The 18,422-nt window shown below is 43.1% G+C and carries 21 protein-coding genes; 11 read left to right on the top strand and 10 right to left on the bottom strand.

Translation table 11 applies throughout. The features are described 5' to 3' along the window. Nucleotides 1–38: 38 nt before the first annotated feature. Nucleotides 39–1,319 carry a glucose-6-phosphate isomerase gene (locus tag JOD03_RS06855; RefSeq protein WP_204590108.1) on the bottom strand — a complete coding sequence of 427 codons (1,281 nt, stop codon included), beginning with the start codon at nt 1,317–1,319 and terminating at the stop codon, nt 39–41. A gap of 143 nt (nt 1,320–1,462) precedes the next feature. Here JOD03_RS06855 and JOD03_RS06850 point away from each other — a divergent pair, with 143 nt between their 5' ends. Both JOD03_RS06850 and JOD03_RS06845 read left to right on the top strand, forming a co-directional pair. After that, entirely contained in the window at nt 1,463–2,182 is a 720-nt protein-coding gene (locus JOD03_RS06850) for a YebC/PmpR family DNA-binding transcriptional regulator (protein ID WP_204590107.1), read from the top strand. Beyond that, nucleotides 2,179–2,652: a hypothetical protein gene (locus JOD03_RS06845; protein WP_204590106.1), complete on the top strand. Its 474-nt coding sequence runs from the start codon at nt 2,179–2,181 to the stop codon at nt 2,650–2,652. The genes JOD03_RS06850 and JOD03_RS06845 overlap by 4 nt, the downstream gene beginning before the upstream one ends. A 41-nt stretch (nt 2,653–2,693) precedes the next feature. Here JOD03_RS06845 and JOD03_RS06840 read toward each other — a convergent pair whose 3' ends face one another. Further along, nucleotides 2,694–2,987: a hypothetical protein gene (locus JOD03_RS06840; protein WP_204590105.1), complete on the bottom strand. Its 294-nt coding sequence runs from the start codon at nt 2,985–2,987 to the stop codon at nt 2,694–2,696. A gap of 102 nt (nt 2,988–3,089) precedes the next feature. Then, the gene (locus JOD03_RS06835) at nt 3,090–3,506 is read right to left on the bottom strand and encodes a DUF4395 domain-containing protein (protein ID WP_204590104.1); all 417 of its coding nucleotides are present in this window, start codon (nt 3,504–3,506) and stop codon (nt 3,090–3,092) included. Nucleotides 3,507–3,659: 153 nt separating this feature from the next. Here JOD03_RS06835 and dapD point away from each other — a divergent pair, with 153 nt between their 5' ends. After that, nucleotides 3,660–4,373, top strand: a complete 714-nt coding sequence (gene dapD / locus JOD03_RS06830) for a 2,3,4,5-tetrahydropyridine-2,6-dicarboxylate N-acetyltransferase (protein WP_204590103.1) — start codon at nt 3,660–3,662, stop codon at nt 4,371–4,373. Next, complete coding sequence (locus tag JOD03_RS06825) at nt 4,374–5,501, top strand: N-acetyldiaminopimelate deacetylase (RefSeq protein WP_204590102.1); 1,128 nt, start codon at nt 4,374–4,376, stop codon at nt 5,499–5,501. A gap of 270 nt (nt 5,502–5,771) precedes the next feature. Here the strand turns inward: JOD03_RS06825 and JOD03_RS06820 are convergent, their stop codons facing one another. From JOD03_RS06820 to aroD, 3 genes are all read right to left on the bottom strand, one after another. After that, the gene (locus JOD03_RS06820) at nt 5,772–7,010 is read right to left on the bottom strand and encodes an ABC transporter permease (protein ID WP_204590101.1); all 1,239 of its coding nucleotides are present in this window, start codon (nt 7,008–7,010) and stop codon (nt 5,772–5,774) included. Further along, nucleotides 6,973–7,902: an ABC transporter ATP-binding protein gene (locus tag JOD03_RS06815; RefSeq protein WP_204590100.1), complete on the bottom strand. Its 930-nt coding sequence runs from the start codon at nt 7,900–7,902 to the stop codon at nt 6,973–6,975. Before JOD03_RS06815 ends, JOD03_RS06820 begins: the two co-directional genes overlap by 38 nt. Before the next feature lie 90 nt (nt 7,903–7,992). Next, entirely contained in the window at nt 7,993–8,730 is a 738-nt protein-coding gene (gene aroD, locus JOD03_RS06810) for a type I 3-dehydroquinate dehydratase (protein ID WP_204590099.1), read from the bottom strand. A 152-nt stretch (nt 8,731–8,882) separates the two neighbouring features. Here aroD and JOD03_RS06805 point away from each other — a divergent pair, with 152 nt between their 5' ends. Continuing rightward, nucleotides 8,883–9,671 (top strand): alpha/beta fold hydrolase, encoded by a 789-nt coding sequence (locus tag JOD03_RS06805; RefSeq protein WP_204590098.1) that lies wholly within the window; start codon nt 8,883–8,885, stop codon nt 9,669–9,671. Between the two features lie 185 nt (nt 9,672–9,856). Continuing rightward, entirely contained in the window at nt 9,857–11,203 is a 1,347-nt protein-coding gene (gene brnQ, locus JOD03_RS06800; protein ID WP_204590097.1) for a branched-chain amino acid transport system II carrier protein, read from the top strand. A 76-nt stretch (nt 11,204–11,279) separates the two neighbouring features. On the opposite strand, the gene JOD03_RS06795 is transcribed toward brnQ, so the two are convergent. After that, a complete protein-coding gene (locus JOD03_RS06795) occupies nt 11,280–11,924 on the bottom strand; it encodes a GntR family transcriptional regulator (protein ID WP_204590096.1) in 645 nt (214 codons plus the stop codon). 90 nt (nt 11,925–12,014) lie between these two features. Between JOD03_RS06795 and JOD03_RS06790 the strand changes: the two genes are divergently transcribed. The 4 genes from JOD03_RS06790 to JOD03_RS06775 all read left to right on the top strand — a co-directional run bounded on the left by JOD03_RS06790 (nt 12,015) and on the right by JOD03_RS06775 (nt 13,804). After that, nucleotides 12,015–12,734 (top strand): SDR family NAD(P)-dependent oxidoreductase, encoded by a 720-nt coding sequence (locus tag JOD03_RS06790; RefSeq protein ID WP_204590095.1) that lies wholly within the window; start codon nt 12,015–12,017, stop codon nt 12,732–12,734. Between the two features lie 65 nt (nt 12,735–12,799). Then, nucleotides 12,800–13,252, top strand: coding sequence for a TraR/DksA C4-type zinc finger protein (locus JOD03_RS06785; RefSeq protein ID WP_204590094.1), 453 nt, complete (start codon nt 12,800–12,802; stop codon nt 13,250–13,252). Between the two features lie 15 nt (nt 13,253–13,267). Continuing rightward, complete coding sequence (locus tag JOD03_RS06780) at nt 13,268–13,417, top strand: hypothetical protein (protein WP_204590093.1); 150 nt, start codon at nt 13,268–13,270, stop codon at nt 13,415–13,417. A gap of 12 nt (nt 13,418–13,429) precedes the next feature. Further along, nucleotides 13,430–13,804 (top strand): DUF3221 domain-containing protein, encoded by a 375-nt coding sequence (locus JOD03_RS06775; protein ID WP_204590092.1) that lies wholly within the window; start codon nt 13,430–13,432, stop codon nt 13,802–13,804. A 26-nt stretch (nt 13,805–13,830) separates the two neighbouring features. Here JOD03_RS06775 and JOD03_RS06770 read toward each other — a convergent pair whose 3' ends face one another. From JOD03_RS06770 to JOD03_RS06760, 3 genes are all read right to left on the bottom strand, one after another. After that, entirely contained in the window at nt 13,831–14,136 is a 306-nt protein-coding gene (locus tag JOD03_RS06770; protein ID WP_204590091.1) for a rhodanese-like domain-containing protein, read from the bottom strand. Between the two features lie 34 nt (nt 14,137–14,170). Continuing rightward, nucleotides 14,171–14,431, bottom strand: coding sequence for a metal-sensitive transcriptional regulator (locus JOD03_RS06765; protein ID WP_204590090.1), 261 nt, complete (start codon nt 14,429–14,431; stop codon nt 14,171–14,173). Between the two features lie 136 nt (nt 14,432–14,567). After that, nucleotides 14,568–16,700 carry an MMPL family transporter gene (locus tag JOD03_RS06760; protein WP_204590089.1) on the bottom strand — a complete coding sequence of 711 codons (2,133 nt, stop codon included), beginning with the start codon at nt 16,698–16,700 and terminating at the stop codon, nt 14,568–14,570. Nucleotides 16,701–16,840: 140 nt separating this feature from the next. On the opposite strand from JOD03_RS06760, the gene fumC reads away from it, so the two are divergent. After that, entirely contained in the window at nt 16,841–18,217 is a 1,377-nt protein-coding gene (fumC, locus tag JOD03_RS06755) for a class II fumarate hydratase (RefSeq protein ID WP_204590088.1), read from the top strand. Nucleotides 18,218–18,422: the final 205 nt, after the last annotated feature.

The raw sequence follows: 18,422 nt of genomic DNA, 5'->3' as shown, positions 1-18,422 counted from the left end.
TTTCATCGTATCGATGAGAAAATGCTGTTTTCATTTTATTAAAACCCGGGTTTGTTCAACAAACGGAACATGTTCACTTTGTATTCTTCAACGCCTGGTTGGTCGAAGGGATTGATTTCTAGAAGATACGCACTGTATGCACAGCTAATCATGTAGAAGTATAACAAATACCCAAGCGTGTCTTCCGAGAAGTCCGGAATTTCAAGCGTTACAAGTGGCACGCCACCTGACAAGTGTGCTTCTGCAGTTGCTTGCTGGACGGCATCATTTACTTCATGTAGTGTCTTACCAGCCAAGTAGTTTAACTCATCGCTGTCGTTGTCCGCCAATTGCATCGTGATATCTTCTTCCACGGATGCCACTTTTAAGAATGTCTCAAACAACATGCGTTTACCATCTTGAACATACTGACCGAGAGAATGAAGGTCTGTCGAGTAGACGACGGATGCTGGGAAAATTCCCTTGCCTTCTTTTCCTTCGCTTTCCCCAAACAATTGTTTCCACCATTCTTGAATAAACTTCAAACGCTCCTCGAAAATAGCTGAGATTTCAACTGGGTAGCCACTTGCATACAAGTGATTACGAATCACTGCATATTGTATCGCAGGGTTTGTTTCTAAACTCACTTCTGCGAGCTCTTCTTCTGCGCGCTTCGCACCAGCAAGTAAATTTTGAATCGAATAGCCAGCTGCTGCAATCGGAAGAAGACCAACAGATGTGAATACGGAGTAGCGACCGCCAATATCATCTGGCACGACAAAACGTGCGTACTCTTTCTCTTTTGCAACGTCCAATAGCGCGCCTTTTTCAGCGTCCGTTGTCACATAAATGCGTTCTGCCGCCTCCGCACCATAGCGTTTTTCCATATAGTCTTGGAGGAATCGGAAAGCAATTGCGGGTTCCGTTGTTTTTCCTGACTTTGAAATGACGTTAACCGCGACTTCTTTTGAATCGAGGTAGTTCATGAGATTCTTCAAATAAGCGCCACTTACTAAATGACCCGCGAAGATGATTTCAACTTTTTCATTTGTTTTAAAAGGTTGTCGTAGCGCTTCAAGTACTGCTTTCGCACCTAAGTACGATCCACCGATACCGATGACAACTAATACGTCTGCTTGCTTTTGAATCTTTTCAGCAGTTTGTTGCAGACGTGCAACGAGTTCAGAATCAATTTCAGATGGCCAGTTTTTCCATCCTAAAAACTCGGCGCCTGCCGATGTGCGTGCATTCATTTGTTCAGAAATTGTAGTGATTTTTTGTGTCGTTTCCGGCGTAATGAGTTTTGAGTAATCCCCGGAAAAAGAGATGTGAACAGTCATTGAAAAACTCCCTTATTTATGTCGTTTTGCTCCTTCAATTATAGCACAGAAACGTGCATTTTGATGCGATTTCCTGGAACTAGAAGCATGTTGTGAATTCGTGTATAATGGGAGGCGACTGAATAGAAAGAGAGTGACAATTTATGGGACGTAAATGGAATAATATTAAAGAAAAGAAGGCTTCAAAAGACGCCAATACAAGCCGAATTTATGCTAAATTTGGTCGTGAAATCTACGTGGCTGCTCGTCAAGGTGAGCCGGATCCAGTTTCTAACCAAGCATTGAAAGTTGTACTTGAGCGTGCTAAAACGTACAGTGTACCGAAGCACATCATCGATAAAGCGATTGAAAAAGCAAAAGGTGGCGGAGAAGAAAGTTACGACGAGCTTCGTTACGAAGGATTCGGTCCTGGTGGCTCAATGGTCATTGTCGACGCACTGACAAACAATGTGAATCGCACAGCTTCAGACGTGCGCGCAGCATTCGGGAAAAACGGCGGGAACATGGGTGTCAGCGGTTCGGTATCGTATATGTTTGATGCAACAGCTGTTATTGGTGTTGAAGGAAAAACAGAAGATGACGTATTGGAATTGTTGATGGAAGCAGATGTGGATGCACGTGATATTTTAGGCGAAGAGGAAGCAGTTATTGTCTATGCAGAACCAGACCAGTTCCATACCGTACAAGAAGCTTTCCGCGGGGCGGGTGTTTCGGAATTCTCAGTTGCAGAATTAACAATGCTTGCACAAAATGACATTCAATTAAGCGCAGAAGACCAAGCACAATTTGAAAAAATGATCGACGCAATCGAAGATCTTGAAGATGTTCGCCAAGTCTATCACAACGTGGATTTGAGCGAATGAAAAAACTAGTCGTGTCCATCTTGATTGTTGGGTGGCTACTACTGCCGATTCAAGCATTTGCAAACTTTGCAAGTTTCTTTGTCGTCTATGAAGATCATGTCTATGAATTATCAAGTGAAACTGTGGATGAGGTCGGAAAACGAATCGGTGAAGTCACCGAGTACGGAGACCGAGTTGAGTTCTACAGCGGGAATTTCTCCAATGCGTATGAAGTAGGAACGCCGTACTATGAGATTCCCGGAGTCGATCCTGCAGAGAAGATTGCGGTAGAAGAATCTCCAGGTGTCTATATAGTCGGAGAACGAACAGTTGAGTTTACGGGAGAAGCTGTTCGCGAAAGTTCATTAACGACTGAGTCCATCGGTTCAGTTTTTTCGTTTGTCGTTCTTGGGTTAATCGGTTTCTTCTTGTTTAGACGAATTTCATTCCGTAAAGGGAAGAAAGAAGAAGAGGAGCCTGAAGAAGAATAAAGAATGAAGCCCGGCTCTTACTAGGAGCCGGGCTTTTACTGTCACTGCACGTATTCAACACCATTCTCTGTATAGGATTCTAGATAAATTTGACCCTTCTGAGAATAATAATAATATGTACGCGCATCATCCTTCAATTTAATGGCAACCATCCAATTCTTTGCTCCAGGCAAATTCGCAATGAATGAATCACTGACTAAAATTGACTCTTCCGGTATCGATTCATGTTCAATCAAATACTCAGTTACACGCATTTCTACAAATGCAAGTCGTCCTGATACGGCAATCGCGGTAAACAAAATTACTATACTAATTCCAAAAAGTATTTTTTTCATCACAAATCTCCAGTATATTCGTTTCTAAATTATACGCATCGCTATCACCAAAAGTTCCCACAAAAAAACTGCTGACCCCATTCGGTCAACAGTTCATGCTACTTAAGATGAGACACTCCGACGATATTTCCACTGTTGGTACTGAAAACGAATAAAGCATCCGACACAGAAACCAGCGAGTGCGATGGCAGCAGCTAACCCGACCATAATGCTCGCTGCAACGAAAATAACAGTGCTACCAGCAAGTCCCCCAGCAATCGCAGTTCCTAGAAACGCGACAGCCATAAATTGGTTAAAGCGAAGTTGCCCAACATCTTCTTGTACATACGAAGACAAAGGGTTTTTTAACAATTTCTTTGCCGGTGCTAAAATTGGGTGGAAGCCTGTTGCAAGACTGATTCCATTTGCGAGGAATGGAATGAGCAGTGGCCAAATAGACTGTATACTGAGTGCTGCCACGACAGCTAGCACGATGATCCATTGATTGAGAGTGACAAGAGGTTTTGGAATAGTTTTCATTTAAAACCCACCATTCTTGTATGAATTATAATATTTAAATCATACAAACAAAACGAAGAAATGTAAATTACTTTGCTTGGCTTGTATAAAAATACGTGAACTATTAAGATTATTCTTGTACAATAGATAGTATTACTTTAGGGAGGTAGTGTAATGAAGCAATTAGATGCACATGAAATTATTTCGTACATTCAACACGCTAAAAAATCGACACAAGTGAAAGTCTATTTAAACGGGAATGATCTCGACAAACTTTCATTTGGTGACAATACAAAAGTATTCGGTCAAGGCAACTCGGTCATCCTTTTCGGTGAGTGGGCAGAAATTGAGCCAGCTCTAGACACTGCAAAAGCGCAAATCACAGATATCGTCATCGAAAACGAGAGCCGCAACTCTGCGATTCCGCTTCTTGACTTAAAAAACATCAACTCACGTATCGAACCAGGTGCCTTTATTCGTGATCAAGTACACATCGGCAACAACTGTATCATCATGATGGGCGCTGTCATCAACATTGGTGCATCAATCGACGACGGAACGATGATCGACATGGGCGCTATTTTAGGCGGCCGTGCAACAGTCGGGAAGAACTGTCATATTGGTGCAGGCGCAGTCCTTGCTGGCGTAATCGAGCCACCATCCGCAACACCCGTAATCGTGGAAGACGATGTTCTCATCGGTGCTAATGCAGTAGTGCTTGAAGGCGTTCGTATTGGAAAAGGGTCTGTCGTTGCTGCAGGAGCAGTCGTAACGAAGGATGTTCCAGAATATACAGTGGTTGGTGGAACTCCAGCACGCGTTATTAAAGAAATCGATGACAAGACCCGTTCAAAAACAGAAATCATGCAAGAGCTTCGTCAACTGTAAATGACACATGAACTGATTCAGTTACGCCGCAAATTTCACCAGATTCCGGAGCGTGGATTTGAAGAAGTCAAAACGAAACAGTTGATTGAAGAGACGCTTGCGACATTTCCACAAGACGCACTTGAAGTTTTTCACTGGAGAACGGGTCTCGTTGTAAAAATCAACGGAACAGCTCCTACTAAAACAATTGCGTGGCGTACCGACATCGATGGACTACCAATCGCTGAGCAGACGGGTCTCGAATTTGCGAGTCAACATCCGGGATTCATGCATGCCTGCGGTCACGATATTCATATGACGGTCGCTTTGCATTTAGTGAAGGCACTAGCGGAAAAACCAGCGCGTGATGACGTTCTTGTGTATTTCCAACCTGCTGAAGAATCTCCGGGTGGCGCGTTACCAATGCTTGAGTGGGTGCGTACGGAAAAGCCGGAACTTGAACCGGACGAGTTTTATGCCCTGCACATCGCACCGGAACTTCCGGTCGGTACAGTGGCGACGAAACCTGGTATTTTGTTTGCGAACACCTCGGAATTGTATATCGATTTGTACGGAACAGAAGGTCACGCCGCGTTTCCGCACCGGACAGCAGACATGTCGGTTGCAGCCGCCCATCTTCTAGTGCAGCTACAATCGATTGTCAGCAGGTCTATAGATCCTTTAGAACCAAGCGTAGTGACAATAGGTAAGATGATGTCAGGAACTGTGCAGAACATCATTTCTGGACATGCTCGACTCGAAGGGACGATACGCACGTTCGATGCGGAAGTGATGAAGCAGATCAAGTCACGTATCGAGGCACTTGCACGCGGAATCGAGCAGTCATTTGATTGCCGTGTCACGATTGACTATGGGTCAGCGTATCACCAAGTCTATAATCATGAAGTGCTGGCTGGTCAATTTATTCAGTTTGCACAGCAGGATGCGACTGTCGATTTCTTGTTGTCTAAAGAAGCGATGACAGGAGAGGACTTTGGCTACTTCATTGAAGATATTCCAGGCCTCTTGTTTTGGGCAGGTGTTCAGTCCGAAGCAGGCCTCCATCATGCGAAGTTGAACCCAGATGAGTCCATGATTCCGCTCGTTGCGGAATTTGTGGAACGCTGGATTCGCGCGCGTGCATCCTAAGTAGAAACCCCGACCAAATTTGGTCGGGGTTTTTGTATTCTAGCAAGTACTAGGGTCGCCAACGGTTTTGTTTATGCCCTGATTCCGTTTTATTATGCCCTGGTGGAGGCCTATTGTGCCCTGGAAACTTCGCTTTGTGCCCTCAGTCGTATTATAGTAGCAAGGGGTGGTGTGGTAAAGTTCACACTACCCGCAAATCCACACATCGAACTCCTCCTCGTAGCTAGTATACGGAGCACGGCAAAAAAAAGAACAGGCACAAGGCCCGTTCTAAGTAGTAGTTTTGAAGACGGCTCTAAATTTCGACAAGATTCCGCCTGTTGTATAAGTTAAAACGCTTCGTTTATAGAAATGCATGGTGAAGAAGAACAATCCTACCACGGTTCCCGTGAGAATCAAGAACGATAGGCCCGCTTCCCATACTGGCATGTCTGTTGCTCCGATACGAAGGGGCATGACCATACCGGATGAAAACGGTAGATACGAGAACACTTTTATGAGCATCGTGTCTGGATTAAATGAACCTGTAATCAATACGTAGAAGCCACTTAGTGCCATCATCATCGCAGGAACGAGTGCTTGACTCGCTTCTTCTACTTTTGAAACGAGAGAACCAAGTAGAGCTCCGAAAATCAAATAGAACATCAGTGTCATCAATAAAAAGGCAACTGTATACAGCAGGTACGCACCTGACAAGTCCCCTAAAATATCTTGCACAATCTCTAATCGTGATCCACCATCTGCTACTAGAAGCAATAACACCGCAATAAGAGCGACAGCTGCCAGTTGCGTTAAAGCGACGAGCAATGTTCCGACAAGCTTCGCAAGGAAGTGTGTCGTCGGTTTGATTGTTGCAAGCAATACTTCAAGAACGCGCGATCCTTTTTCAGATGCAACATCTGAAGTAATCATCGATAAGAACGTCATGACGAAGAAATAAATCAAAAATCCAACTAGATAAGAAACACCAATTCCAGCTGCTTTTTCGGATTCACTTTTTCCACTCGTCGCTTCTTCGTTCACTAATTCATATGCGACAAATGCTTGAGCACCGAGCACTTGCTCCGCTTGTTCAGGTGTTAAGTTCATTTGCTGAACTGCATAAAGCTTCCCAGCATAATCAAGCTGTGCAGAGAGTGTTGTTTGTGTTGTAAAAGATAACGGTTCGTTCGTGAAGATTGTAGCCGCGAGCTGATCCTCTTGATCCTCAAGAGAAATCACCGCATCCACTTGTTCATCGACCAATGCTTCTTTTGCATCTTCTAACGAGCCAGTCGACTGGACGACTTCCATATCTTCTGTCGATTGTAGCAATTCCCCAGCACCAGAAGCTGTCTCATCCACAATGGTCACCTGCATCGGTTCATCACTGAACAAGAACTCACTGATATCATTCCAAAACAGGACGCCTGCTAGAACAATCGCGTAGAGCGCAATCGTGAAGATGAACGATTTTGCTTTTACTTTTTGTTTATAGAGTTGTTTCACGAGCAGCCAAAACTTTGCCACTTGGTTCACCTACTTTCAGTTTGAAGATTTCATCAAGGGACAAGTAATCAAGACTAAAACGTTCGATATAGTTCCCGGCAGAAACAAAATCAAAGATAGACTGCGCGTAGGATTCGTCACGCAAAGTCAACAGGACATGGTCTTTTTTCTGCACCCCTGATGCGACTCCATCAAGAGCCAGCAATTGCTCAAGCGAATGGTCCGAACGAATCGCAAGTTTGATTTTGCCGTAGCTTTTCTTTAAATCCAGTAAGCTTCCTGAAAACAGAGATTGCCCGCGCTTTAATAAACACAAGTGGTCACACAGTTCTTCGACGTGGTCCATCTGATGACTAGAAAACAGAATAGTTGTGCCTTGTTCTTTTAGATGTAGAATCGCTTCTTTCAGTAAATCTTTGTTTACCGGGTCGAGACCACTGAACGGCTCATCCAAAATTAAGAATGCAGGTTTGTGGATAAAGCTCGCTATCAACTGAACTTTTTGTTGATTTCCTTTTGATAGCTTTTCAGCCTTTTCTTTACGTTTGTCTTCTAGATCAAAGCGTTCAATCCAGTAGTCCACTTCTTTCTTCAAGTCTTTCCGCTTTTGCCCGCGCAACTCTCCAAAGAAATAAAGTTGTTCCTCGACAGGCATCGTGGGGAAGATGCCGCGTTCTTCCGGTAAATAGCCAAGTAGGTCACGGTCTACTGAGTTCATAGGGCGACCATCCCAACTGATTGTCCCTTTTGTAGTTTCTTGAAGGTCCAGTATCATACGAAACGTCGTCGTCTTCCCAGCACCATTTTGTCCAATCAATCCAAACGATTCTCCTTTTGGAATGGTAAAGCTCAGTGCATCGACCGCTGTGAAATTTTGATAGGTCTTCGTTACATTTTCAATGACGAGTGTCATCACGTTCACTCCTTCCATAGGTGTTTTACGGTTTACGAAACAAAAAGTTTCAAAAAAAAGAAGCCCAAAGTGAAGGGCTTACTAATTGTATTACAGCAAAAGTTGTTTCATGAGCTCTACTGGTAACTGTCCTGGGGCGGATGGAGTGGAGCCTGCTGCAAATGTTGCAGATGATCCATAGTGATGTCCACCAAGACGTGAAATTGCACCGAGGTCACCCATCGACATCACAATGAACGGCCTGTCTGCGTACAACGTTTTCATTTGATCGGCTGCATCTAAGAGGCATAGTACATCATGTGGACGCTTCGGCATGACTGCGAGCTTCCCGATATCTCCGTTGATGAATTGCATTTCACGTAAACGCCAGATTAATTCTTCCTTTGGAGGCGTTTTTTCGAAATCATGATTTGAGACGATCACTTTTACACCCTCCGCATGAATGGAGGCGACAAGCTGTTTATTGTCTTCTGAAAATAATTCAACATCTACTAAGTCACACAGTTGGCTCTTCGCAATCAGCTGTAATAGATTTGCATATGCGTTGGATCGAAGTCTTCCTTGGCCACCTTCTTGAACAGTTCGATAGGTGACGAGGAGGGGGGAAGGGAAAGTGAGTTCACGGATCAGAGACAGCGTTTCAATAAGCTCGGCTTCTTCAAACGTTTCCATGAAATCAAGTCGCCATTCCCAAATATCCGGTTTTTTCTGAAGAAGGTATTCAATTTCAGCTTGTAGACGATCGCGCGTAGAACTAATTAACGATACGATAATTTTTGGCTTGCCATGACCAATCGTAACACCACGAATTTCGACCAATTTCAACATTCTCACCTGCCTAGTTTTTCTTTTATCCTACCATACTCAACTATCTCAGAATAGGTCATTTGAAATAGAAAGTTCAGAAAATTTAATGTGTGAACTGTCCCGTATAGGGAATACAAAAAATAGAAAACGAAAATCTAGGAGGCGATTCATACATGTTTCAACGTGACACGGGTATTGCGTATAAAGAAGTAGGGACAGGTGAAGCTGTCGTGTTCATTCATGGTTTTTGTGGCAGTCGGTCGTATTGGAGTGCTCTGGAGGCCCCATTAAAAAATCATATGAAAGCCTATTATTTAGACTTACCGGGGCACGGGGAATCGAAAACTGTACAGTATTCTTCCCTTGAAGACTATGTGGAACTATTAAAAATGTGGAAAGAGAGTATTGGTATTAAGAAAATGACACTTGTCGGTCATTCGCTGGGAGGCTATTTAACATTAGCCTATGCAGAGAAATACCCTTATGATCTCGACAGTTATGTATTGATCCATTCCACTGCATTCCCAGATTCAGATGAAGCGAAAGAAGGACGAGACAGAGGATTACAGATAATTGAAAAAGAGGGGTTAGAGTCGTTTATTGACGGTCTCATCCCCAAACTATTTGATGAGGGGTTTGCTACACGTCACCCTGAAATTTTAGAAGAGACCAAAAAAATCGGATATGCTACGGATGAGAAGCAAGTAAGACGTTTTCTAAAAGCAATGAGAGATCGTAAAGATCGTAGGCAAGTTATCAATGAAGTGGATATTCCCCACTTACTTGTAGCGGGTGAAACGGATGAAGTTGTTCCGTCCTATAAAACATTTATTGGAGAATCCAAAAAGGCTACAGAGAGCTTGATTCGAGGAGCAGCACACATGAGCATGTATGAACGACCAGACGAACTAGCTGAAACGTTCATTCACTGGTATCAAGCAACCCGACAAGTGACAACTTAACCATAAAATCCCACTTGTAAAAGGAACTGGAAGTATTCTGGTTCCTTTTAAGTATGCAAAAAATTGCAAGGCTATGGTGAAAAGTATGAAAAGACTGAAAATGGTTGCTTTTTCGCAAATTGTCTAGTATTATCGAAACTTGAGCGAATATGAGATATATCAATAGAAAGTTGAGGGTAATTTTGATGAACGAACGTTTATCCTTCTCAAATCAATTAGTCATTGGCGTTATGTTATTTGCACTTTTTTTTGGTGCAGGGAACTTAATTTTCCCAGCTAGCCTTGGTCAAAATGCAGGAACGGCATTATTTTTTGCAGTTCTTGGTTTCTTAATTACAGGAATTGGTTTACCATTTTTAGGAATACTTGCAATGGGCTTTTCAAATAGTCGAAGCTTACAAGACCTGGCAGGTAAGGTTCATCCGATTTATGGAATTGTATTCACTGTTGCCCTTTACTTAACAATCGGACCATTCTTTGCTTTACCACGTACGGGAGCCGTAGCATATGAAATTGGTGTATTACCGTTTGTAACTGAATCGTTTGCTTCTACTGGATTACTAGTATTTACAATCGTGTTCTTTGGAATCACCTTACTCTTATCTTTAAATCCTACGAAAATCGTTGATCGCGTCGGGAAATACCTAGCACCTATCATTATTGTAGGGCTATTTGTATTAATTGCCGCGGCTTTGTTCAATCCAATTGGAACATTCACAGGGCCAAATGGTAGCTATGAAACAAATGCTTTCATGACAGGTTTTACTGAAGGGTATAATACAATGGATGCTTTAGCATCACTTGTTTTTGGTATTATCGTCATTCAAGCTATTCGTCGATTAGGTGTTACTTCGACGAAAGGTGTACTGAAAGTGACAGCAAAGTCAGGCGGAATTGCAGTTTTATTCCTAGGTCTTATTTATGCAGGAGTTGCCTACTTAGGGGCAACGACAACTGAACAGTTTGGTTTATTTGATAATGGGGGGCCGGTATTAAGTACGGCAGCTGATTATTATTTCGGAGCAGTTGGGTTAGCGGTCTTAGCGGTAGTGATCATCGCAGCTTGTTTAACGACAGCGATTGGTTTGACAACAGCTACAGCTGAATACTTCAATACATTGTTTCCAAAAATCAGTTACAAAGTATTTGTAGTGATCTTTATTATCATGACAACCGTATTTGCGAACTTTGGCTTGTCATCAATCATCACGTATTCAATTCCAGTATTATTATTGCTTTACCCATTAGCCATCACATTGATCTTGTTAACTTTTGCAGCGCCTCTATTCGGTCACCAACGCTGGGTGTTTGTATCAGTTACGGCATTCACGTTCTTGATTAGCATTATCGATGGCCTGAAAGGCTTCTTTGGAGAAGCAGCACCTTCATGGTTAGCATCAATCGTGAACGTGTATGATTCAATCTTGCCATTCTATGGAATCGGACTCGGTTGGCTCGTACCATTTATCATTTTAGTGGTAGCAGGGATTGTCACTGCGCCTAAATCTTCTCGAGTACGAACAGCAGCATAATTACAATAAAAAACAGTAGGTCCTCTGATTGAATTCTCAGAGAACCTACTGTTTTTTTGTCATGTCGTCTTACACTTTATAATTCTTCGAGTGTATAAAGCCAGTTGTCTGTCATAAGTGAGGCAAGTTCCTCAGTTTGTTTTGCTTTATACAAAGCAATCAATTTCGCATGTGTCTCAATGGAAGACTCACGTAAAATGATTTTCTCTGAGTAGAAAAGACGACGTACATGCGCTTGTAACATCTCAACGATTTGCGAAATATACGGATTGTTCGCCGTATCAATAATTAGTTGATGGAACTGTTCGTCGATTCGTAGAGCCTCTGTAAAGTTTTTAGCTTTCAAAGCATTTGCAAATTGTTGATTCGTCGCTTCAAGCTCTGCGATAATCTCATCTGTCATATGAGGTGCAGCTAATTCTGTCGCTAATGCTTGAAGAGAGGCAAGAGGTGGTAATAAATGATTAATGTCATCTTTTTGGACCGGTGTCACTTGTGTGGCACGACCTGGCTGCATCGTGACAAACCCTTGTGACTCTAAAAGCTGAAGTGATTCACGAATGGGTGTACGACTAACACCCAATGCTTGAGCTAGTTCAATATCATTTAATTTTTCTTCCGGTTGTAAAGTACCATCAATGATCCAGTTTAGCAATTGATGATAGGCATGCAATTTCGCCGTTTTACGTACGGGCTTACTCATATCTGATGGAATGGGCATGTCAGTACAATCCTTCCTTTATGGTTACAATGTAGTTCTATTATACAATATATTTGTTCGCAATGCGTAAGAATTGAGAGGAGTGTTCAGATGAAGACAGTAGTAGTGACAGGCGCAGGAAATGGGATTGGAAAAGGGATTGCCCAGCTTCTAGATGCCGAGGGGTACAAAACGATCTTACTCGACCACGATGAAAAGGCACTTCAAACACTGACAGCAGAGCTTGAAACTAGCACAGCCTACACTTTAGATTTACAAGATTCAAAAGCAGTGACGGCAACATTCGCAATTATTTTCAAAGAACATGGAACACCTTATGGTCTCATCAACAATGCAGGGATTAGTAAATTCAAAGATTTCTTCGATGTCACCTTAGATGAATGGCATGAAGTACTAAATACCAATTTGACCTCCACGTTCTTATGCAGTCAACTTGTAGCTAAAGAAATGAAAGAGTCAGGTGGAGTCATTATCAACATGGCGTCTACTCGAGCATTTATGTCTGAACCAGATACAGAAGCTTATGCCGCATCGAAAGGTGGCATTGTAGCACTGACACATGCACTCGCACGCACATTAGGCCCTTATCATATTCGAGTGAATAGCATCTCACCGGGGTGGATTGCAACAGCTGATTATGAAGAGTTGCGGGAAGTCGATCATGCACAACATTTGGCGGGGCGCGTCGGAAAACCTTCAGATATCGCACGGATGTGCTTGTTTTTACTAGATGAGCGCAATGATTTCATTACTGCGGAAAATTTCACAATCGATGGTGGTATGACACGAAAAATGATTTATGAGCACTAAGTTGTTTTAGGCGATTGCTGTTCGGGTATTCTTTCTAATAACTGATGAGTGAGAGGAAGAGGACTATGAAGTATGAAAAGTTAAAAAAACAATTGCTCGAACGCAAACATGAGCTTGAAGAGCATGAGAAAACTCAAGAAGACCTAGAATCTACAGAGCTTTCAAATTACGATAATCACCCTGCAGACAATGCGACGGATTTAACAGACCAACATACTCAGCAAGCACTTGATCGTCATGAGGAAGAAGAGTTGGAGTCCATTGATGTAGCTTTACAGGCAATGGATGAAGGGACGTACGGGACATGTGCAGTCTGCGGCAAAGAAATACCTATCGAGCGCTTAGAAATCGTACCTACTGCTTTGACATGTGTTGATCACGCGGATCAATCGCCAAAAGATCATCGCCCGATCGAAGAGAAGATTTTAGATGCTGCTGCGGAACGTGAAGATATGGACAATAGCTTTGAAGACGTAGAAGATTTCGGAAGCTCAGATTCACCAGCTGATAAAGCGTAATTATTGGGGCCAGCGATGGATGCTGGTCCTTTTCATATGGGTGTCTCTTCCCCTATACTAGAAAGAAGAGAGGGTGATAGTATGCCAAGTTGGTTTATAGCATTGGTCATTGCCGTAGTCATCTCGTTTGTTATCATTACAGAGTGGATCACACGGAAAGACTAAGGAGCGAACGGGATGAATGGAAAAAAAGTAGCTGTTGGAATCGTGGTTGGCGTCGTTGTTGTCATTGGACTGATCATGTTTGCGGTTTTTGCCTTTTTTGCAAACAATCCAACACAACAAATAACAGAAGGACCAAATGAATTTACAGGGCAAGTCATTGCTTTAGAAGATGAGCGCGTGTTGGTCGTGTCGGGAACGGATGAAGAACTAGAGGGGCTGACAGGAGAGGCGGTAGTTGATTCTGGTCTACCTGCCATTTGGTTTACCGTGACAATTGATCAGCGAGATATGATTCGAGTAGGCGACACTGTTCGCGTTACACATAATCAAGTAGCGGAGTCCTATCCGGGCCAAAGTACAGCGGTTACAATCGAAAAACAAGAGTAAAAAAGACCCCGCGGCGGGGTCTTTTTTTAGTTACCGTGTTCTGTTTCGCCGTCCCACTCTAACATACCGCCAGTCATGTTCGACACATTGTACCCTTGCTGATCTAAGAACATCGTTGCTTGACCACTACGGCCGCCTGAACGACATACCATGATGTATTCTTTGTTTTTATCAAGTTCATTCATACGGAATTCTAAAACACCTAGTGGAATATGTGTAATTCCTTTAATGTGTCCTGCAGCAACTTCATCTGCTTCACGAACATCGATTAAATTTAATTGTTTACCTTCTTTTAATTGTTGTTCAACTTCTTGTGGTGTGATTGTTTTCATCAGTTGACGCTCCTTTTAATATGTTTTTTTGCAGTTACCGACTTCGAACGAGAAGTTCGACTGCTTCTTTGACATAGGCATCTGACGGTTCCCCGTCCTCTTCTGCTTTTCGGACACAAGCTACAAGGTTCTCACTGACAATAACGCCAATGGTTCGGTCAATAGCCGATCGAGAGGCAGATAACTGGGTGATAATATCTTTACAATCCTGTTCTTCTTCCATCATACGAAGTATGCCCCGTAGTTGTCCTTCAATGCGTTTGATACGGTTTTTGGTCTTTGCATCATAGTTCATGGTTCTACCCTCCCGAGACTCTTCATTGCAGAAAAGTATAGCACAAAAAATTGAAGATGCCTTCTACAGACTATCTTATACCCATAGGGGTATATAGTCAAGCGAAAAAATTCGCCCATTTCTGAGCGAATTTTGATTAGTGAAGACCGCCAGCTTTGTACGGACCTTTGCGGAATGGCAACCACCAATTCCACTTTCCAAACAGTTTCATCAAGCTCGGTACTAACAGCAGTCGGATAATGGTCGCGTCAATAGCAATAGCGATGGCAATTCCAACTCCGATCTGTTTGACCGGCATGACATCTGTGAAGGCAAATGCACCTGTGATGACAATCATGATGAGTGCTGCGGACGTAATGATTTTACTCGTAGATACGAGTCCCGTAATCGTCGACGCTGTGTTGTTTTGCGTTTTGACGTATTCTTCCTGGATACGTGAAATCAAGAACACTTCATAGTCCATACTTAATCCGAACACAAGACTAAATACAATGACCGGAATAATCAGTGCAATCTCGGTTTCCGGCAAGCCAAAATGACCAAACTGGAAGATATACACGAGAATACCGAATGTAGCGGCCAGCCCAATGATGTTCATGATGATCGCTTTCAACGGAATTAAAATCGAACGGAAAGCAATCATTAAAATAATGAACGTTGACCCTAAAATAATCGCAAGCAGTAAGCCGATCTTACTTGAAATTTCATCAAAGATTTCTTGATTAAACTTTGGTTGTCCTCCAATAGATACAGAGTAATCAAACTCGCGCTCTCCAAAGTCACGTACCCATTGCTGCGCCTCGCTAGAAGACCCTTCGTAATCTAGTGTGACTGGAACAAATAATAAATCGTCTTGAATGAAGCCTTCAAATGCTGGCTCAAGTGCAGCGGCTGCTTCTGGAACTTGCAGTTGTTGCTCCAATACTTCTGGTGATGGGATGTCGGTCGCTGTGAATATCGTAGCGACATCCGTTACTGCTTCATCTTCTTGAAGAGACTCTTGCAAGTCAAAGATGTCTTGACGCGCCTCTTCAGAATCCCAGCCATCTGACCGTTCGGCTAGTAGGTAAACTGTAGACTCTTCACCAAACCCAAAGCGTTCATCGAGTAAATCATACGATTGACGAGACTCATACTTCTCAGGTAACGAGTCAACTTGTGGAATAGAGAGGTTCATGTCTTTCACAGGAACAATCGCAATACCGAGCAACACGAATGCAACTACAATGAGTGCAACCGGGCGACGCATGACAAACGCCGCAAACTGTTGCCAACGATTGCTGCCACCAGGGCGTACACGTAAAATCGTCCATTTATTAATGCGGTCTCCAATGAGCATCAATAAAGCTGGTAATAATGTTAAAGAAGAAAGAACAGCCAGTGTAACAACAAGTGTCCCACCAAGTGCAATATTCATAAAGATATCGACGCGCATCACAAGCATCGCACCTAGACCGATGAAAACACAGATTGCAGAGAATATGATCGAACGTCCTGACGTGCGAACGGCAGTCTGAACAGAATCGATAATCGACGAATGCAGGCGCTCTTCTTTATATCGATTAATAAAGAGGAGAGCAAAGTCGATACTAAGCGCTAATCCAAGCATCGGTATGACGTTGAGGATAAAGATTGATAAGTCTAACGAGTTCCCAATAACACCTAATACACCAAGTGAAATCACGACTGTCATCACACCGATGATCAGTGGAACAAACGAGGCCATGACGCTACCAAATGCCAGTAATAAAACAACAATTGCAATCGGTAATCCAATCGCTTCTGCACTTGCCAAGTCACGTTGACTCGCTGTATTGATATCTTTATTGATGACAGGTCCACCTGTAAGCGTGACCGACTCTTCTTGGTTCGCAATGTCTTTTAAGTCATCGACGATTGCAGGAAGGTCTTCTACATCTTCATCAAAATGAATCTGCGCGTAAGAAAGGTCACCATCGCGAAGAGATTCATCCTCTAGGGGAGAGACGATAGTGTCCGCTACTCCTAAGTCGTCTACTTGACGTAACGCGTCTTCGATGACGTCATCTGAGGACCCTTCAAATACCATGAGGATCGTTTCGTTTGGAATATCAAATTCCGCTGTCAATGTCTTCATGACGTCCTCGTGTTCGCCATCTGTCCGGAAGCCGTCCCCTTGTAATGTACTTGGCAGTTGAATCGCAAAGTACACAGAGGCGACCAATAGAATAACCCAAAATGCAATAATGGATTTATAAAAGCGCGTCACAAACGTCGCTAATGTTTTCACGAAAGTTCCTCCTTGAGTTTCAATGTGTCTTTTACAGTTTACTCCAACCGGTAGTATCATTCGACTTTTAAGTCACTTTAATTGTTTGACGATTTGTTGAACGGTATGATGGAAACGATAAATACTTAGGAGGGTTTTGGATGACATATCGTATTGAAAAAGATTCAATGGGTGAAATTCAAGTTCCACAAGACAAATTGTGGGGAGCCCAAACACAACGCAGTAAGCAAAATTTTAAAATCGGTACAGACTTAATGCCACTTGAAGTCGTTTATGCACAAGCAGCTGTCAAATCTGCTGCGGCAGAAGTGAGTTTTTCACTTGGCAACCTCTCAAAAGAAAAACGAGATGCGATTGTCCAGGCAGCTGAAGAAATTCGATCAGGGCAGTGGGATGATCATTTTCCACTCGTTGTTTTCCAAACAGGTAGTGGGACGCAAACGAATATGAATGTAAACGAAGTGATTGCGAATCGTGGAAATCAGTTGTTAGAGGAAGCAGGAGTAGAAGAACGCTTGCATCCGAACGATGACGTCAACAAGTCACAAAGCTCAAACGATACCTTCCCAACAGCACTCCACGTTGCAGGCGTTCTTGCCGTCGAGCAACAACTTCTGCCGGCCATCGATGCACTTCATAAGACGCTAGAAGAAAAATCAAACGCGTATATGGACATTGTGAAGATCGGGCGTACACACTTGCAAGATGCAACACCATTGTCACTCGGTCAAGAGTTCAGTGGCTGGGTGCGGATGCTTGAGAAGTCGAAGTACATGATAGAAGCGGTTCTTCCGTTTATGCGTGAGTTGGCAATCGGTGGAACAGCAGTAGGGACCGGAATCAATGCGCCAAAAGAATTCGGAGAACGCGTTGCTGAAGAAATCACGAAGCTTGTAGGCAGTGAGTTTACATCTGCGTCAAATAAGTTCCATTCATTGACATCGTATGATGATGTGGTGGCGGTTCATGGTGCAATCAAAGGTCTGGCAGCAGACGCAATGAAAATTGCAAACGATGTGCGCTTATTAGCGAGTGGTCCCCGTTCAGGGATCGGGGAGTTGACAATTCCAGCAAACGAACCGGGAAGTTCGATCATGCCTGGGAAAGTGAACCCGACGCAAAGTGAAGCATTGACAATGGTTGTAGCCCAGGTGATGGGGAATGATTCGACGATTTCATTCGCAGCGAGCCAAGGAAATTATCAATTGAATGTCTTTAAACCGGTCATCATCTTCAATTTCTTGCAGTCTGTGCGCTTGTTATCAGACGCTCTCCACAGTTTCAATGACAACTGTGCAGTGGGAATTGAGCCGAATCGAGATGTGATCACTCTTCATGTTGAAAATTCATTGATGCTAGTGACGGCATTGAATCCGTATATTGGCTATGAGAATGCGGCAAAGATTGCAAAGCATGCGCATGAAAACGGCACGACATTAAAAGAAGCAGCCCTTCATCTGGAATTGTTAACAGAAGAGCAGTTTGATGACTATGTACAGCCACAAAAAATGATTTAACTAAAAACAGCTCTTCTCTAAATTTAGTTTAGGGAGGGCTGTTTTATTTTGAGTGACACAGGAAATCCCTCCACCCAGGCCGCCATTTCCTGGGGGACTTTCCCCGAGCCCAATGTCATCAAGCTAACAAGTAAAATACTTACAATTAATGATTCGCGTAACTAATTTGAAAATTGGCTTCACTAATACTTGTCGGAAGTAGTAA

This window comes from Chryseomicrobium aureum (genome assembly GCF_016909155.1).
Taxonomy (GTDB): Bacteria; Bacillota; Bacilli; order Bacillales_A; family Planococcaceae; genus Chryseomicrobium; species Chryseomicrobium aureum.
Note: the sequence above shows the minus strand (reverse complement) of the source record. Positions and strands in the feature narration are given on the sequence as shown.

Excerpts from the sequence above, each read along its gene's own strand:
- JOD03_RS06855 (WP_204590108.1), bottom strand. The coding sequence starts at position 1,319 with ATGACTGTTCACATCTCTTTTTCCGGGGATTACTCAAAACTCATTACG.
- JOD03_RS06785 (WP_204590094.1), top strand. The coding sequence starts at position 12,800 with ATGAAGTATGAAAAGTTAAAAAAACAATTGCTCGAACGCAAACATGAG.
- brnQ (WP_204590097.1), top strand. The coding sequence starts at position 9,857 with ATGAACGAACGTTTATCCTTCTCAAATCAATTAGTCATTGGCGTTATG.
- JOD03_RS06815 (WP_204590100.1), bottom strand. The coding sequence starts at position 7,902 with ATGACACTCGTCATTGAAAATGTAACGAAGACCTATCAAAATTTCACA.
- JOD03_RS06835 (WP_204590104.1), bottom strand. The coding sequence starts at position 3,506 with ATGAAAACTATTCCAAAACCTCTTGTCACTCTCAATCAATGGATCATC.
- JOD03_RS06775 (WP_204590092.1), top strand. The coding sequence starts at position 13,430 with ATGAATGGAAAAAAAGTAGCTGTTGGAATCGTGGTTGGCGTCGTTGTT.
- JOD03_RS06780 (WP_204590093.1), top strand. The coding sequence starts at position 13,268 with ATGGATGCTGGTCCTTTTCATATGGGTGTCTCTTCCCCTATACTAGAA.
- JOD03_RS06790 (WP_204590095.1), top strand. The coding sequence starts at position 12,015 with ATGAAGACAGTAGTAGTGACAGGCGCAGGAAATGGGATTGGAAAAGGG.
- JOD03_RS06840 (WP_204590105.1), bottom strand. The coding sequence starts at position 2,987 with ATGAAAAAAATACTTTTTGGAATTAGTATAGTAATTTTGTTTACCGCG.
- JOD03_RS06805 (WP_204590098.1), top strand. The coding sequence starts at position 8,883 with ATGTTTCAACGTGACACGGGTATTGCGTATAAAGAAGTAGGGACAGGT.
- JOD03_RS06770 (WP_204590091.1), bottom strand. The coding sequence starts at position 14,136 with ATGAAAACAATCACACCACAAGAAGTTGAACAACAATTAAAAGAAGGT.
- JOD03_RS06845 (WP_204590106.1), top strand. The coding sequence starts at position 2,179 with ATGAAAAAACTAGTCGTGTCCATCTTGATTGTTGGGTGGCTACTACTG.
- JOD03_RS06825 (WP_204590102.1), top strand. The coding sequence starts at position 4,374 with ATGACACATGAACTGATTCAGTTACGCCGCAAATTTCACCAGATTCCG.
- JOD03_RS06850 (WP_204590107.1), top strand. The coding sequence starts at position 1,463 with ATGGGACGTAAATGGAATAATATTAAAGAAAAGAAGGCTTCAAAAGAC.
- JOD03_RS06795 (WP_204590096.1), bottom strand. The coding sequence starts at position 11,924 with ATGCCCATTCCATCAGATATGAGTAAGCCCGTACGTAAAACGGCGAAA.
- aroD (WP_204590099.1), bottom strand. The coding sequence starts at position 8,730 with ATGTTGAAATTGGTCGAAATTCGTGGTGTTACGATTGGTCATGGCAAG.
- fumC (WP_204590088.1), top strand. The coding sequence starts at position 16,841 with ATGACATATCGTATTGAAAAAGATTCAATGGGTGAAATTCAAGTTCCA.
- JOD03_RS06765 (WP_204590090.1), bottom strand. The coding sequence starts at position 14,431 with ATGAACTATGATGCAAAGACCAAAAACCGTATCAAACGCATTGAAGGA.
- dapD (WP_204590103.1), top strand. The coding sequence starts at position 3,660 with ATGAAGCAATTAGATGCACATGAAATTATTTCGTACATTCAACACGCT.